Here is a 15,141-nt window from a genome sequence, read left to right on the forward strand (position 1 = left end):
CCCATAAATTCGTACAATCGCCCCATTCTTACCGCGCCAAATCACAAATTTGCACCATTATGACTTCAATAAAAAACGCAGAACTTGGTTGGAACGAAGCTGGTACTCCGGTTTCAGACCAATTTGATGATGTTTACTTCTCTAACGTAAACGGTCTTGAAGAGACACGCTACGTTTTCTTAAAACAAAATCATCTCCCAGAAAGATGGCAGGAATTTGACCAAAGACGTTTTGTCATTGGTGAAACAGGATTTGGCACGGGATTAAACTTCTTAGCAGTATGCCAGTGGTTTAGTGAGTTTCGTCGTCAGCATCCAAACGCAGCATTGAAAGAGCTGCATTTTATTAGCTTTGAAAAATACCCATTAAGCAAAGCCGATTTAAAGAAGGCGCATGAAGCTTGGCCTGAGCTAGCTGAGTACGCGGAAAAGTTACAAAAGCACTATCCTGCCGCTGTGCCGGAGTGTCATCGCATTGTTTTAGAAGACGGTGCAATCACACTCGACCTTTGGTTTGGTGACATTAAAGACTGCATGCCGCAAGTCCCATACAACGAACAAGGTTTGATTGATGCTTGGTTCTTAGATGGATTCGCGCCAAGCAAAAACCCAGAGATGTGGAACCAAGGCCTGTTCAACAACATGGCAAAGCTAGCCAAGCAAGATTGTACAGTTGCCACGTTTACCGCAGCAGGCTTTGTACGTCGTGGTTTGAACGAAGCTGGCTTTACAATGAAAAAGGTGAAAGGTTTCGGCACTAAACGAGAAATGATCGCCGGCTCTATGGAGCAACGTGAAAAGCAGTCGAACCATCTCCCTTGGTTCAATCGCACAGCATCTAGCAATCTTGATTCGATTGCCATCATTGGTGGTGGTATAGCCAGCGCGGCGTTAGCGAAAACGTTAGTTCGTCGTGGCCAAAACGTCACCCTTTACTGTAAAGACAAACAACCAGCCAAAGGAGCTTCAGGCAATCGACAAGGAGCCGTTTATCCGCTGCTTAATGGCCCGCACACGGGTGTTTCACGAGTGTTTGCTCCTGCATTTTTGTTCGCACGTCAGTTTGTTGAACAAGCAGCACAAGAGATCGATTTTGATCATGACTGGTGTGGCGTAACTCAGTTGATGTGGGATGACAAATCCACAGACAAACTGGAGAAAATGCTTGCGGGTAACTTCACTCCAGAGCTCATTCAAAAGCTGTCCGCCGAGGAAACTGCGAACACTATCGGGTTACCTATTGATATGGCGTCTGTGCACTACCCAATGGGAGGGTGGCTGTGCCCTGCCGAGTTAACTCGCGGGTTAATTAAACAATTGGAGAAGACGTCGTTACTCTCAACGAAGTTTGAACACCATGTTGAGGCATTAGATTGGGATGAAAAGCGTCAGCTCTGGCTACTAACGGCGAGTGGTCAAACATTTGAGCACTCAACGGTTGTAATTGCGAACGGCCATGAGTTCCAGACATTGAGTCAAACCGCTTCCCTACCAATGGGACAAGTGAAAGGACAAGTCAGTCATGCGCCAGCAACCGAAACGCTGAGTCAGCTGAAAACGGTGTTGTGTTACGACGGTTACATGACACCTGTTAACCCAAGTAATCAACACTTGTGTATCGGTGCAAGCTACGACCGCAGTCACCTTGACTACGAATTTGATGAAAACGCCCAAAAAGATAATGCGGAAAAGCTAGTGAAATGTGTACCGAATCAAACATGGGCAAAAGAGGTAGATATCACTGATAATCAATCTCGCCAAGGTATTCGTTGTGTTAGCCGAGATCACTTACCATTTGTCGGGAATGTGGGTGACTTTGAGACGATCAAAACGCAATACGCCAACTTACAAAATCAAAAAGCAGAAGAGGTAGAAACCATTCATCAGTACCCTAACCTATTCTGCTTCTTAGGTTTAGGATCTCGTGGACTGAGCTCTGCACCATTATTAGCTGAAGTGTTGGCCTCCCAGATCTGTGGGGACCCGCTGCCATTACCGGTTGATGTATTGACCGAACTTCACCCAAGTCGAATGTGGGTTCGTAAACTAAGAAAAGGCAAAGCCATTACCGAGCTGTAAGAGTATTCTCTCGTTTTAATTCCCGACACAGATACGTGTCGGGAATCGCTAACTCACTAAGTTGCTCGTACTGAGATTACTTCAGCAGTGCAACTGCCTGTTTCACTTGCTCTGCCACTTCTGGGTTTACAACCTTACCCGATTCCACGTCAAAATTTTCGTAGAAGCTCGGCACAGATAACGATGCCTTTACATCCGCGCCAAAAAATTGAGCAGAACCTGTCGCCGCCGCAAGAACACTTTGTGCACCACCGGGACCTGGGGAAGTTGCTAAATAAACGACAGGTTTGTTTTGAAATACATTACGCTCAATGCGCGTCGCCCAATCGAACAAGTTTTTATAGGCCGCTGGGTACGAGCCGTTATGCTCTGCGAAGGAAACAACGAGAGCGTCAGCCTCCGCCAAGTCACGTAAAAACGCGACAGCCCCTTCAGCTTGACCAATTTCTTTCTCTTTGTCCTCGCTAAACATTGGCGCTTGATAATCGTTTAAGTCTAGAACATTCACTTGAGCGCCTTCGACTTGGTTTGCTGCGTATGTAGCAAGTAGTTTGTTGATTGAGGTAGAGCTGGTAGATGCACCAAATGCGACAATTTTCATGGTTGTAATCCTTTGTTCACGTTTTATGCTGATCAGAATAAAAGTTGAACTGTTTCGCTACAACCACAAAAATTTTATGGAGAGGTTCGAATTTTTCGAAGTAGTAAATGACTAGGATTAAATAAAGGGAGAACGCTGCTTGGGGATTAAGCCTGAGCCTGGAGCTCTTGCCACAAATCACTGACAATCACGCGATCGGCCGGGCTTAACTCGGTACGCGCATCTTCTAAGCTGCTCTCAATGCGTGACTTCAGCTCAGTAATATCGCTAATCCCTTCTTCTTCACAAGACGCCGCGGATAAAGAGATGTGACCACGTAAATAACCACCAGCAAACAATTCATCGTCAGATGCTGTTTCAATTCGAGCATCAATCAGTTCCAGTAGTTTTTCTTCAAATTCAATAATCATGGTGTATCTCTGAGGTTATTAGTGGTTATTTAACGCAAAAGTCCGACGCTTCCAGTGGCTTAGTTTGATAAAATGCGCGCAGGGCATCAGAAAGCATTTTCACTCGCAAAGGCAAGCCAACGTCCAAAATACCTAGCACTTCTTTATGCACTTTTTTCATAAAGCCGAGCCTATCTGGTTCAAAATCGCCGTGTAGATTGTCACAACTCACCGTAAAAGGGAAGCCAGCGCTTTGTGCCAGAATCCATTCATAAGCTTGAGGTCGCACTTCAACTTTCTCAAACTCCGCTTGAACTTCTGCTGTTCGTCCATCAGGTTCATACCAATAACCAAAATCTTCCAGCAAACGACGCTCTGGACCAGCCACACACCAATGCGAGATCTCGTGTAAAGCAGAGGCGTAAAAACCCCGAGCAAAAATAATCCGATGATGAGGGTGTTCATCATCAGCAGGAAGATAAATAGGCTCATCACCACCTAACTCTAATTTCGTATTAAATTGTTCTAAAAAGGTGTCATTAAAAATGGTGATTAAGTCTTGGTATTCGTGGGTCATCGTCGAGTTTGTACTTCAGTTTGACATGCGCTGCATATTGTCGCTGTTTTTAGTTATGAGGTAAAGGCACCCCCACATTTTTGGTTATTAGTTGAATTTATCTGAAGGTCGCTTTCTCCATACAATTTCTCATTCGTCAGCGTACTTATTTACCACTACACTCTCGCCTTATTTTGATGCCGTTCAAACCGCTATTTTTAAGCCGTTTGATTACAAGCATGTTGCTGGTTTTAATCACTTTTTAAGAGAGATAGAACCGTTTGTAAGTGTTGTTACTTCGCCTACGCTGATTCTCGTAGAACGTAGTGACTTTTTACGTTGAGTGTTTCCCTATGTTGCTAAGTGTGTTGTATATCATTGGTATCACGGCTGAAGCCATGACAGGTGCGTTAAGTGCTGGTAGAAGAAAGATGGACTGGTTTGGTGTTATGTTGGTGGCCAGCGCAACGGCCATTGGTGGTGGCACCGTACGTGACATTCTATTAGGCCACTACCCTCTTGGTTGGGTAAAAAACCCAGAGTTCCTTGCAATTACGTGTGTTGCAGGTGTGCTAACAACAGGTTTAGCGAAATGGGTGATTAAGCTGAAAGGTCTGTTCATTCGCCTCGATGCATTAGGTTTAATCGTGTTTAGTATCATCGGAACAAAAATTGCGATGGGCATGGGCTTGCACCCTGGTATTTGTATGGTTTCAGCGTTAGTAACTGGTGTATTCGGTGGGCTACTTCGCGACTTAATCTGTCGCCAAACACCATTGGTACTGCATGAAGAGCTTTACGCTTCTGTCGCTCTTATCGCATCAGGAATGTACTTAGCGCTATTAGAATTCAATGTTCCCGATGTCACTGCCACTATTATTACACTGGTTACTGGTTACATGTTGCGTATGGCTGCGGTACGCTTTAAGTGGCGTCTGCCTTCTTTCCATTTGGAAACCGAAGGCTCGATTCATTAAGCAAAAACTACTTAAACAAAAAAGGTTGCCTGATAAAATTGTGCCACCCGCGATTCAGTGAGTGGCATAATTTTATATTCAGTCATCCTGAACAGCGACGAAGGAGCATGATTCAGGATATATTATCCGAGCACTCTGTTGTCAGAGATGTTTCTTTCTCTTTTCATCGTGCTGAAATTAGATTCCTAGTCTAGCTATAGCTCGCTGGAATGACACAAAGCTCTTAAATCTTCGGTGTTTCAGTTGTTACGCCATGGTTTTGACCACGGTGGCGTAGTAAATGATCCATCACCACAATAGCCAGCATCGCTTCTGCGATAGGCACAGCACGAATACCCACACATGGGTCATGACGACCTTTGGTGATCAACTGAGTTGGTTCACCTTCTTTTGTGATGGTCTCACCCGGCACAGTGATACTTGATGTTGGCTTAAGCGCAATGTTTGCGACAATGTCTTGACCAGTCGAGATACCACCAAGAATGCCACCCGCATGATTACTACCAAAACCTTCAGGAGCAAGCGTATCACGGTGCTGACTGCCTTTTTGGTTTACCACCTCGAAACCGTCTCCGATTTCCACGCCTTTCACCGCGTTGATGCTCATTAGTGCGTGCGCGATGTCTGCATCCAAACGGTCAAATACGGGTTCCCCAAGACCAACAGGCACGTTAGTTGCCACAACCTGGATTTTTGCGCCAATAGAGTCGCCTTCTTTTTTCAGGTCACGGATAAGTTGGTCAAATGCTTCTACTTTGTCAGCATCAGGGCAGAAGAATGCATTGTTCTCGATTTCGCTCCAATCTACCTTGTCGATAGATACATCACCCATTTGTGACAAGTAAGCACGAATCTCAACACCAAACTCATCTTTTAAGTATTTCTTCGCGATTGCACCAGCCGCCACACGCATTGCGGTTTCACGAGCTGAAGAACGGCCGCCACCGCGATAGTCGCGGATGCCATATTTTTGGTGGTAAGTGTAATCAGCATGACCCGGTCTGAACTTATCTTTGATGTCAGAGTAGTCTTTTGAGCGCTGATCGGTGTTTTCAATTAGCAAACCGATCGATGTGCCCGTGGTTTTGCCTTCAAAAACGCCAGAAAGAATTTTAACTTCATCCGGTTCACGACGTTGTGTGGTGTAACGTGATGTGCCTGGACGACGGCGGTCGAGATCGATTTGTAGATCTGCTTCTGTAATTTCCAACCCCGGAGGACATCCGTCTACGATACATCCCAGTGCGATACCGTGACTTTCCCCGAATGTCGTCACTCGGAAATGTTGTCCGATACTGTTTCCTGCCATTACTTCCTCAAGTTTTTATCGCCACACTCTCTCAAAACAGAGCATAGCTGCTTTCCAATTCTTCGTGGATTCATAGTGGCTTTATTACGTTTTGATGTAAAGAGTTAATATCGGCGAGGTATGCATAAAAAAACACCGAGCATAAAGCTCGGTGTTTTGATGTTTAGTGCAAGACTCTATTAGTCTTTGTACAGTTTAAACTCTTCTGCACACTCAACCAGCTGGTCACGCGTTAGCATAAATACGCCATGACCGCCGTTCTCGAACTCAATCCAAGTAAATGGAATCTCTGGGTACTGTTCCATCATATGAATCATTGAGTTGCCGACTTCACAAATAAGAATGCCGTTATCTGTTAGATAATCTGGCGCGTTAGCAAGAATACGACGCACTAGTTTTAGACCATCCGTACCCGCAGCTAAACCAAGCTCAGGCTCATGCGTGAACTCATCTGGCAGGCTGTTCATGTCTTCTTCATCCACATATGGTGGGTTGGACACGATTAGATTGTATTTCTCTTTTGGAAGATCACGGAACAAATCAGAGCGAATTGGGAACACTTGCTGCTCCATGCCGTGATCTTGTACGTTTTGCTCAGCCACTTGTAGAGCATCTGTAGAGATGTCGATCGCATCCACTTCTGCTTCAGGGAAAGCGTGCGCACAAGCAATCGCGATACAACCAGAACCCGTACATAGGTCCATGATGCGCGTAGGCTCTTCCACCAACCAAGGTTGGAATTCCGCTTGAATCAACTCACCGATTGGAGAGCGTGGTACAAGTACACGCTCATCAACGAAGAACTCAAGACCGCAGAACCATGCTTTGTTGGTTAGGTATGCTGTTGGCGTACGCTCGTTGATGCGTTTTACTACGCGCTCAACAATACGCAGACGCTCGCTTGTCGTTAGGCGAGAGTTCAATACGTGCGGAGGCACATCAATCGGCAAGTATAAGGTTGGCAGGATAAGCTGAACTGCTTCATCCCACGCATTATCAGTACCATGACCGTAAAACAGGTTCGCTGCATTAAAGCGGCTTACCGTCCAACGAATCATATCTTGAAGGGTATGCAGCTCCGATACCGCTTCTTCTACAAAAATCTTATCCAAAATTGCCTCCGAAAAGCGCTACAATACTGCCAATAAAGTTTATTAATGAAATTGTTTACCTAATGAGCAAAAAAGACACCGAGAACGATGACGATTTCGCCTTGTTTCAGGAAGCAGTACAGGGCGTAAAAAAGTTGCGACAGGATACCATAATCCAGCAACCAAAAAAAAATACTAAGCAAAAAGAAATCAAGCGCTCCAACCGTGAAGCGAGTGACTCTGAATTTTACTTTTCAGACGAGTTTGTCCCTCTATTAAACGATGAAGGTCCAACTCGTTATGCACGTGACGACGTCTCCACTTATGAAGTCAAACGTCTACGTCGTGGCGTGTATGTACCGGACGTGTTCCTCGATATGCACGGCATGACACAGCAAGAAGCAAAACGCGAGCTTGGTGCGATGATAGCCTATTGCATCAAAAACGAGATTCATTGCGCGTGTGTGCAACATGGTATTGGGAAACACATCCTGAAACAGAAAGCCCCACTTTGGTTAGCACAGCATCCTGACGTTATGGCTTTTCACCAAGCGCCACTAGAATTTGGTGGTGATGGTGCGTTGTTAGTGTTGCTTTCAATTCCTGAAAAGTAACAAGCTTGCTGTAGACACGACGAAACGAAAAGGCAGGGATCTCCTGCCTTTCTTATTCTGTCTCTAATTTGCAAACGCTTATTTTGGTTTAGACACTTATGGCGTAATATGCCATAGCACTTCACCATTTTGTGTTTGTAAATCATATTCAATGCACACTAGCCCTGATGTAGGAAACATCGGAGGTGTCATGTCTTTTACAAACTCTGAAGTCAGATAACCGACCAAAGGCAAATGCGATACGAACAAAAGCGAGTCCAATTGTTCGACTTCGATTAACGCACTTGCGAAATCGAAGACATGCTCGGACTGGCCATAAGGTGTAATATCTTCACAAGTTTCAATGCTTTTTGCAGAGAAATACGCACTGATCTCTTGCCAAGTTTGTTGAGCTCTAATGTACGGACTCACCAACACTTTATCGAATTGCGCAAAACCCTGTTCTTTACAGGCTCTCGCAACCGCTTCTGATTCGACTCTGCCTCTTGGGGTCAATTGTCGTGCTGCGTCTGAATCTGCAAAATGCTCGGCTTCACCGTGACGCATGATGAATATTTTCATGTTATTTCCTAGGGATAGCTAACGCTACCAAAAGGTTGACTGCTATCTTTATTAGATAGACGGGGCTAACTTTAACAATGACGAAACAAAAATACTGATATAATTATCTGTTCATTATACCAATTCGCTTGTTAAAGATAGCGACTTTCTTAACAATCTATTAAAAGAATGTACTCAGTTCATCACACTATTTAACTGTGCAATGAGTTCAGAGCATTCACTCAAACAGTTCTTCCCCATACGCAAACGCGATGGGCCTGTGCAGAAGTCTACGAATAACAAAAATACGGCAAGCAGTATTTGTCGAAACGCAAACTTTGCGCCCCCCGCGAGGGGAGCCTAAATTACTGTAATGCGAAATCTGGAGACGCATCGTGCATCTAAGTCCTAACGATTCAAATCAATACCGCTACATTACCTTGAGCAATGAACTGCGTGTACTGCTGATTCATTCCGATACGGCTCAACAGTCGGCAGCTGCTCTGGCAGTGAACGTTGGACACTTCGACGACCCAAACGATCGCCAAGGTCTGGCACACTATTTAGAACACATGCTTTTTTTGGGTACGGAAAAATACCCTAAAGTGGGCGAGTTTCAAAGCTATATTAGCCAACACGGTGGAACAAACAACGCTTGGACTGGTACAGAGCACACTTGTTTCTTTTTCAATATTGCTCCAAATGCCTTTGAAAGTGCCTTAGATCGATTTAGCCAATTTTTTACCGCACCTTTGTTTAACGAAGAAGCATTAGACAAAGAACGCCAGGCTGTCGACTCCGAATACAAGCTCAAACTCAATGATGATTCTCGTCGCCTGTATCAAGTTAACAAAGAAGTCATCAATCCAGAGCACCCGTTTTCAAAATTCTCTGTCGGAAACTTAGATACTCTTGGCGACCGAGATGGTAAATCCATCCGCGACGAAATTGTGGAGTTTCACCACTCTCAGTATTCCGCCGATTTGATGACACTGACTCTATTTGGGCCACAGTCGCTCGATGAACAGCAAGCTTGGGTAGAAGCCATGTTTGCCGACATCCCAAATCACCACCTTCGTGGAAAATCGATTGATGTACCGATCGGCACTGAGGAAAGCACAGGCATTTTGGTTCAAGTCGAGCCGCTCAAAGAGTTCCGTAAACTGATTCTCACATTCCCCATGCCGGGAATGGATGCGCATTATAGCGTGAAGCCACTCTCCTACTTTGCTCACCTGTTGGGTTATGAAGGAGAAGGCAGTTTGATGCTTCAACTCAAAGAAAAAGGCTGGATTACTTCTCTCTCAGCGGGCGGCGGCGCGAGTGGCAGTAACTACCGAGACTTTACCGTAAGCTGCACCCTGACGCCAAACGGCTTAGATCATGTTGATGATATCGTTCAAGCGGTTTTTCAATACCTCTCGATGATCAAACAAGACGGGTTAGATGAATGGCGCTATCTCGAAAAACAAGCGGTATTAGAATCGGCTTTTCGCTTCCAAGAGCCATCGCGCCCAATGGATCTCGTCAGCCATCTGGTGATCAACATGCAGCACTATCAACCGGAAGACACGGTTTATGGTGACTACAAAATGACGGGCTACGATGAGGAGTTACAGCGTTCATTGCTGCGATACTTAACCATCGATAATGTACGCGTCACTTTGATTGCTAAAGGCCTGGAATACAACCGTACTGCCGAATGGTACTTTACCCCGTACTCCGTCACACCTTTTAGTGAAGACCAACGTCGTTTCTATCAACAAATCGACCCAAGCTGGCAATTCGTCTTACCGGAAAAGAACCCTTATATTTGCTACGACCTCGACCCCATGCCACTCGAAAATGGTGATTCACTGCCAGAGTTGATTGAGGATCTCGAAGGGTTTCGGCTGTGGCATTTGCAAGATGACGAATTTCGCGTGCCAAAAGGTGTCGTTTATGTCGCTATCGACAGCTCTCATGCCGTTGCATCACCAAAGAACATCGTCAAAACGCGCTTATGTGTAGAGATGTTCCTCGATTCGCTAGCAAAAGAAACCTATCAAGCAGAAATCGCAGGGATGGGTTACAACATGTACGCTCACCAAGGTGGCGTGACCTTAACCCTCTCAGGGTTCAGTCAAAAGCTGCCTCAGTTGCTAGAAATGATTCTGCACCGTTTTGCTTCTCGAGATTTCAGCCCTGCTCGCTTTGAAACCATCAAACAACAACTGTTACGAAACTGGAGAAATGCTTCACAAGATCGCCCTATTTCGCAGCTGTTTAACGCACTTACTGGGTTACTTCAACCCAATAACCCGCCTTTCGCAACCTTAGTCGAAGCGCTAGAAGAAATCGAAGTCGATGAACTCTCGGTATTCGTAGAATCCATTCTTGCAGAACTGCACGTTGAAATGTTTGTTTACGGAGACTGGCAACGCCAGCAAGCCCATGACATGGCTGCGACCTTGAAGGATGCTCTAAGAGTTAACGAGCAACGTTATGAAGAGGCACTTCGTCCGCTCATTATGCTAGGTAAAAATGGCAGTTTTCAACGTGAGGTGCATTGTAACCAGCAAGATTCCGCGGTCGTTATTTACCACCAGTGCGAGGATATTGAGCCTCGTAGTATCGCGCTATACTCATTGGCCAATCACCTTATGTCGGCAACGTTTTTCCACGAAATCCGTACCAAGCAGCAATTAGGTTACATGGTAGGCACTGGCAATATGCCGCTAAATCGTCACCCTGGTATTGTACTGTATGTGCAGTCACCTAATGCAGCACCTGCCGAGCTGGTTACCTCAATCGATGAGTTTTTAAATGCCTTTTATATGGTGCTGTTAGAGTTAAACGATTACCAATGGCACAGCAGTAAGCGCGGCTTGTGGAACCAAATAGCAACGCCGGACACCACACTTCGAGGACGGGCTCAACGTCTTTGGGTTGCGATAGGAAATAAGGACACTGAGTTTAACCAACGTGACAAGGTACTGGCGGAGTTGAAGAAGCTGACGCGCGCAGACATGATTCGCTTCGTTGTGAACGAATTGAAACCTCGTACTGCAAATCGTTTGATCATGCACTCTCAAGGTCAAGCGCATTCGGAGGCTCCGCGCATCCATCTAGGACAAGAAATAGGATCGATTGAAGAGTTCCAACTTCGGCCAAAAGATTGCGGCTTGGGGTGATCTAGTTGCGCAGAAATAAAATTGTCGATTACTAGAATGTACCTACAAACCCATGAGGTTGTCGGTCTCATAGATTGAATCGGCACCATAATTGGCAGAAAATTGAAATTACGCCATTGCGGCTTATGCTCTAATTACCGCACTAAAAATAACTTAATGAGGTAATCATGAAAAAAGCACTTTTACTTGTGGCTCTTATAATGCCATTGGCATCTGCTCACGCTGAAATCTCAGTCAAAGGCGATGGCTTCGAATTAAGTGACGACTGTGTGCGCCTTAGCGGAGACAATGTATCCATCAAATCAGATGATTGCTCTTCAAAACAGTGGAATGATAAAGACAAAAAAGGTAATAGCAGCGTTCATGGGGACGACAACCCTGGTAAAGGCCACAATAAAGATAAGAAAGACAAGAAGAAGTAACCATTTCTTCTTTATGAAAAAGGCTTGCCACTGGCAAGCCTTTTTCTCTACCGAAGCAACGTTTAATAGAACGTTGTCCCTTCACCAGCTCGAGTAAGCAAACCATCACATGGCGCGTAACGATCGCCATACTTCGATGCAAACTCATTCATTTTCTCTACGAGCTCTTTAATGCCAAATTGGTCCATGTAACGGAACGGACCACCCAAGAACGGTGGGAAACCAATACCAAATATCGCGCCAATATCACCGTCACGTGGCGAGCGGATGATGCCATCATCCAAACAACGTACCGCTTCATTCAACATTGGCAGCACACAGCGCAACGCAATATCGTTATCGCTTAGCTTAGATTCAGGGTCGAGCTTAAGCAGTTTGTAAACTGATTTGTCGACATCTTTCTTCTTGCCCTTGTAAGTGTAAAAGCCCTTACCACTCTTGCGTCCTTTACGTCCATCATTTAACAAGATATCAAACACATCCGGACCTTTGAATCGGTCACCTAACTCATTAACCAGAATCGGCATAATTTTCGCGCCAATGTCGACACCGACTTCATCCAGTAAGGTAATCGGGCCGACAGGGAAACCAAAGTCAAGCAACGCCGTATCAATCTTTTCGATCGGTTCGTTAGCCAGCAGAATATGCGCCGCTTCGTTCATGTATGGCGCAAGAATGCGGTTCACGTAAAAGCCCGCTTTGTCTTTCACTACTATCGGGGTTTTACCTTGCTTCTTAGCAAGTGCAACAACTGTTGAAACGGTTTCATCTGACGTCGTTTCATGCGGAATCACTTCCACCAAAGGCATTTTTTCTACTGGGCTGAAGTAATGCAAACCAACTACGTTTTCTGGACGCTCTGCTTTTTCTGCAATTTTGTGGATAGGCAACGAAGAAGTATTGGTCGCAAAGATAGTTTCTGTCTTAGCGTTCGCTTCAATGTCCGCCACCATTTTTTGCTTAAGATCTAAGTCTTCAAAAACGGCTTCAATTACGACATCAATATGATTAAAACTGGTAAAATCGACACCACCAGACAGTTGCAGCATTTTCGCTTGCAGATCGGCCTTGGATAGAATGCGACGTTTGCGCTGTTTCTCAAATAACTTGTAGTTGTCGTTGAGCGCGTTTAAAACGCCATCGTTGCTAACGTCTTTGATGCGAACAGGTACTTTTGCTTTTGCAACAGACACATGGCTGATTCCGGCGCCCATCAGACCACCACCAAGCACACCAACTTTATGAACTGGTGCTGGTTTCGCATCCGTGCCATTTTCTTTCTTCATTTCTGTTGTGGCAAAGAAGATCGAACGGAGCGCTTTTGACTCTGAGCTCATCACAAGCTCACCGAAGCGCTTCGCTTCAAGTTCTTGACCTTTAGCGAAGCCTTTCTCTAAGCCATGTTGAATAACTTCTAGAATTGCAACCGTTGCTGGATAGTTACCGCGAGTTTTTTGATTCGTTTTCTTCGCAGCTTGCTCAAATACAAACTTGCGCCCTAGCCCGCTACCAGACATCACCTTTTCTTTCGTCGATAGCTTTTTCGTGCCCTTGTTTTTACCTTTGTCGATAAACTGTTTTGCTACGTCGAGCAAAATGGTGTCAGGCACACAGGCGTCCACAACGCCCAATTTTTTAGCTTTCTTCGCACGAAGTTGTTTACCCGTCAGGATCAAGTCCAACGACGGTAACAGGCCAATCAAACGTGGCAGACGCTGAGTACCACCAGAACCTGGCAATAAACCAAGTTGTACTTCTGGCAGACCTAAACGCGTTTTGTCAGAATCCGTACAAACACGATAATCACATGCAAGAGCCAGTTCTAAACCACCGCCCAAACATGGGCCATGAATAGCCGCAACGACAGGATACGGTAAGTCCGATAGCTGCTGGAATAAATCCTGACCTTGCCTTGCTAAGTCTTCCGCTTCACTTGCTGTGGTGCATGCTTCTAGCATTCGAACATCTGCGCCCGCAACAAAATTGTCCGGTTTTAGGGAGTGGATGATCATCCCTTTAATACCACTGGAGTCTTTTAGCTGAGCAAAAATTTCTTTCATTTCGTCAGCAAAAGCCGCCTGCAGCGTATTCATTTTTTCATTAGGAACATCGATGGCTAACCAAGCAATATTTTGCTCATCAACCTTTAGACTAAATGCTTTTTGCTCGCTCATTACTCAACCTCCAGAATCATTGCCGCACCAAGACCACCAGCAGCACATGCGGTATTCAATGCAATACCACCGCCACGGCGTTTTAGCTCTCGTAGGGTTTGCGTCATCATACGCGCACCAGTCGCAGCAAATGGGTGACCATAAGCAATTGATCCGCCAAGCACGTTGAACTTATCCATGTCAATTTCACCAATCGCTTTTGAGCGACCAAGGTTTTCTTGAGCAAACTTATCGGAAGCAAACATCTTCACATTCGCCAATGCTTGAGCAGCAAAGGCCTCGTGCATGTCGATCAACGTCAGGTCTGACAGTTCCAAGCCTGTATTTTCAAGCACTTTCGCTGTGGCATAAGTCGGCCCCATCAGCATGTCCTTTTCCACGCCGATAGCAGAGAATGCATAACCTCGGATGTAACCAAGGATCTCCATTCCGAGCTCTTTCGCTTTACCTTCTCGCATCAACATCACTGCCGCACCACCATCAGTCAATGGCGTACTGTTCGCTGCCGTAACACTGCCATACTGACGATCAAACGCAGGTCGCAATTTCGCGTATCCCTCAACCGTTGAGTCATGACGGATATTGTTGTCTTCCGAAATCCATTTTTTGTATGGTTCAGGGAAAGCCGTCATCACTTCATCTTGGATTTTTCCTTCTTTCCAAGCTTGAGAAGCCAGCGTATGAGAACGATGTGCAAGCGCATCCTGTTCTGCGCGAGAAATACCATGTGTTTTAGCCATTTGCTCTGCAGTTTGTCCCATGGATAAACCCGTAGAGTACTCTGCTACTGTTGGTGGCACTGGCATCAGGTCTTTAAAGCTCAAGTTTTTGAGGATACTAAGCTTCTGACCCATTGTTTTTGTCTTACTAAGAGCAAGCAGATTAGCGGCCAGTTTCTTTGATACGCCAATAGGCAGGACGGAAGAAGAGTCTGCACCGCCAGCAATACCAATATCGATGGTTCCCGCCATGATGCTTTCTGCGACATTAACCGCCGCTTGAAAACTCGTCGCACACGCTCGAGTCACACTGTATGCATCAGTATGGATGTTCATACCAGTGCCTAACACGATTTCTCGTGCGATGTTTGGCGCTTCAGGCATTTGTACTACTTGTCCAAATACCACTTGTTCGATTAGCTTCGGATCAATATCTGTTCGAGCAAGCATTTCGCTTACTACCATTTTCCCTAAATCGACCGCTGGCACTTGGCTAAA

Annotated in this window: 13 protein-coding genes; 5 read left to right on the plus strand and 8 right to left on the minus strand. The window is 45.5% G+C overall.

The genetic code is table 11. The features are described from left to right. The first annotated feature begins 59 nt into the window (after window positions 1-59). Entirely contained in the window at window positions 60-2,078 is a 2,019-nt protein-coding gene (gene mnmC / locus R7P72_RS08965; protein WP_005380554.1) for a bifunctional tRNA (5-methylaminomethyl-2-thiouridine)(34)-methyltransferase MnmD/FAD-dependent 5-carboxymethylaminomethyl-2-thiouridine(34) oxidoreductase MnmC, read from the plus strand. Between the two features lie 76 nt (window positions 2,079-2,154). Here mnmC and R7P72_RS08970 read toward each other — a convergent pair whose 3' ends face one another. The 3 genes from R7P72_RS08970 to R7P72_RS08980 all read right to left on the minus strand — a co-directional run bounded on the left by R7P72_RS08970 (window position 2,155) and on the right by R7P72_RS08980 (window position 3,645). Continuing rightward, window positions 2,155-2,679 (minus strand): NADPH-dependent FMN reductase, encoded by a 525-nt coding sequence (locus R7P72_RS08970; RefSeq protein WP_005380552.1) that lies wholly within the window; start codon window positions 2,677-2,679, stop codon window positions 2,155-2,157. A gap of 146 nt (window positions 2,680-2,825) precedes the next feature. After that, on the minus strand, window positions 2,826-3,089 hold the full coding sequence (locus R7P72_RS08975; RefSeq protein ID WP_005380548.1) for a YfcL family protein: 264 nt from the start codon (window positions 3,087-3,089) through the stop codon (window positions 2,826-2,828). A gap of 25 nt (window positions 3,090-3,114) precedes the next feature. Next, window positions 3,115-3,645, minus strand: a complete 531-nt coding sequence (locus R7P72_RS08980) for an elongation factor P hydroxylase (RefSeq protein ID WP_005380546.1) — start codon at window positions 3,643-3,645, stop codon at window positions 3,115-3,117. A 332-nt stretch (window positions 3,646-3,977) separates the two neighbouring features. Here R7P72_RS08980 and R7P72_RS08985 point away from each other — a divergent pair, with 332 nt between their 5' ends. After that, window positions 3,978-4,601 (plus strand): trimeric intracellular cation channel family protein, encoded by a 624-nt coding sequence (locus R7P72_RS08985; protein WP_005380544.1) that lies wholly within the window; start codon window positions 3,978-3,980, stop codon window positions 4,599-4,601. Window positions 4,602-4,824: 223 nt separating this feature from the next. On the opposite strand, the gene aroC is transcribed toward R7P72_RS08985, so the two are convergent. Next, window positions 4,825-5,910 carry a chorismate synthase gene (gene aroC, locus R7P72_RS08990; protein ID WP_033907375.1) on the minus strand — a complete coding sequence of 362 codons (1,086 nt, stop codon included), beginning with the start codon at window positions 5,908-5,910 and terminating at the stop codon, window positions 4,825-4,827. A gap of 179 nt (window positions 5,911-6,089) precedes the next feature. Then, the gene (prmB, locus tag R7P72_RS08995; RefSeq protein WP_005380541.1) at window positions 6,090-7,022 is read right to left on the minus strand and encodes a 50S ribosomal protein L3 N(5)-glutamine methyltransferase; all 933 of its coding nucleotides are present in this window, start codon (window positions 7,020-7,022) and stop codon (window positions 6,090-6,092) included. 62 nt (window positions 7,023-7,084) lie between these two features. On the opposite strand from prmB, the gene smrB reads away from it, so the two are divergent. Then, complete coding sequence (gene smrB / locus R7P72_RS09000; protein WP_005380539.1) at window positions 7,085-7,615, plus strand: endonuclease SmrB; 531 nt, start codon at window positions 7,085-7,087, stop codon at window positions 7,613-7,615. 96 nt (window positions 7,616-7,711) lie between these two features. Here smrB and sixA read toward each other — a convergent pair whose 3' ends face one another. Continuing rightward, window positions 7,712-8,176, minus strand: coding sequence for a phosphohistidine phosphatase SixA (gene sixA / locus R7P72_RS09005; protein ID WP_005380537.1), 465 nt, complete (start codon window positions 8,174-8,176; stop codon window positions 7,712-7,714). Window positions 8,177-8,550: 374 nt separating this feature from the next. Here sixA and R7P72_RS09010 point away from each other — a divergent pair, with 374 nt between their 5' ends. Then, a complete protein-coding gene (locus R7P72_RS09010) occupies window positions 8,551-11,328 on the plus strand; it encodes an insulinase family protein (protein ID WP_258481879.1) in 2,778 nt (925 codons plus the stop codon). Window positions 11,329-11,495: 167 nt separating this feature from the next. Next, complete coding sequence (locus R7P72_RS09015; RefSeq protein ID WP_005380533.1) at window positions 11,496-11,750, plus strand: hypothetical protein; 255 nt, start codon at window positions 11,496-11,498, stop codon at window positions 11,748-11,750. Window positions 11,751-11,812: 62 nt separating this feature from the next. Here the strand turns inward: R7P72_RS09015 and fadJ are convergent, their stop codons facing one another. Together fadJ and fadI are read right to left on the minus strand one after the other, a co-directional pair. Further along, complete coding sequence (gene fadJ / locus R7P72_RS09020) at window positions 11,813-13,924, minus strand: fatty acid oxidation complex subunit alpha FadJ (RefSeq protein WP_318110442.1); 2,112 nt, start codon at window positions 13,922-13,924, stop codon at window positions 11,813-11,815. Then, a partial coding sequence (gene fadI / locus R7P72_RS09025; protein WP_411912898.1) for an acetyl-CoA C-acyltransferase FadI occupies window positions 13,924-15,141 on the minus strand: 1,218 nt, incomplete at its 5' end. The genes fadI and fadJ, both read right to left, overlap by 1 nt.

The organism is Vibrio sp. Vb0888 (assembly GCF_033338835.1).
Taxonomy (GTDB): Bacteria; Pseudomonadota; Gammaproteobacteria; order Enterobacterales; family Vibrionaceae; genus Vibrio; species Vibrio alginolyticus.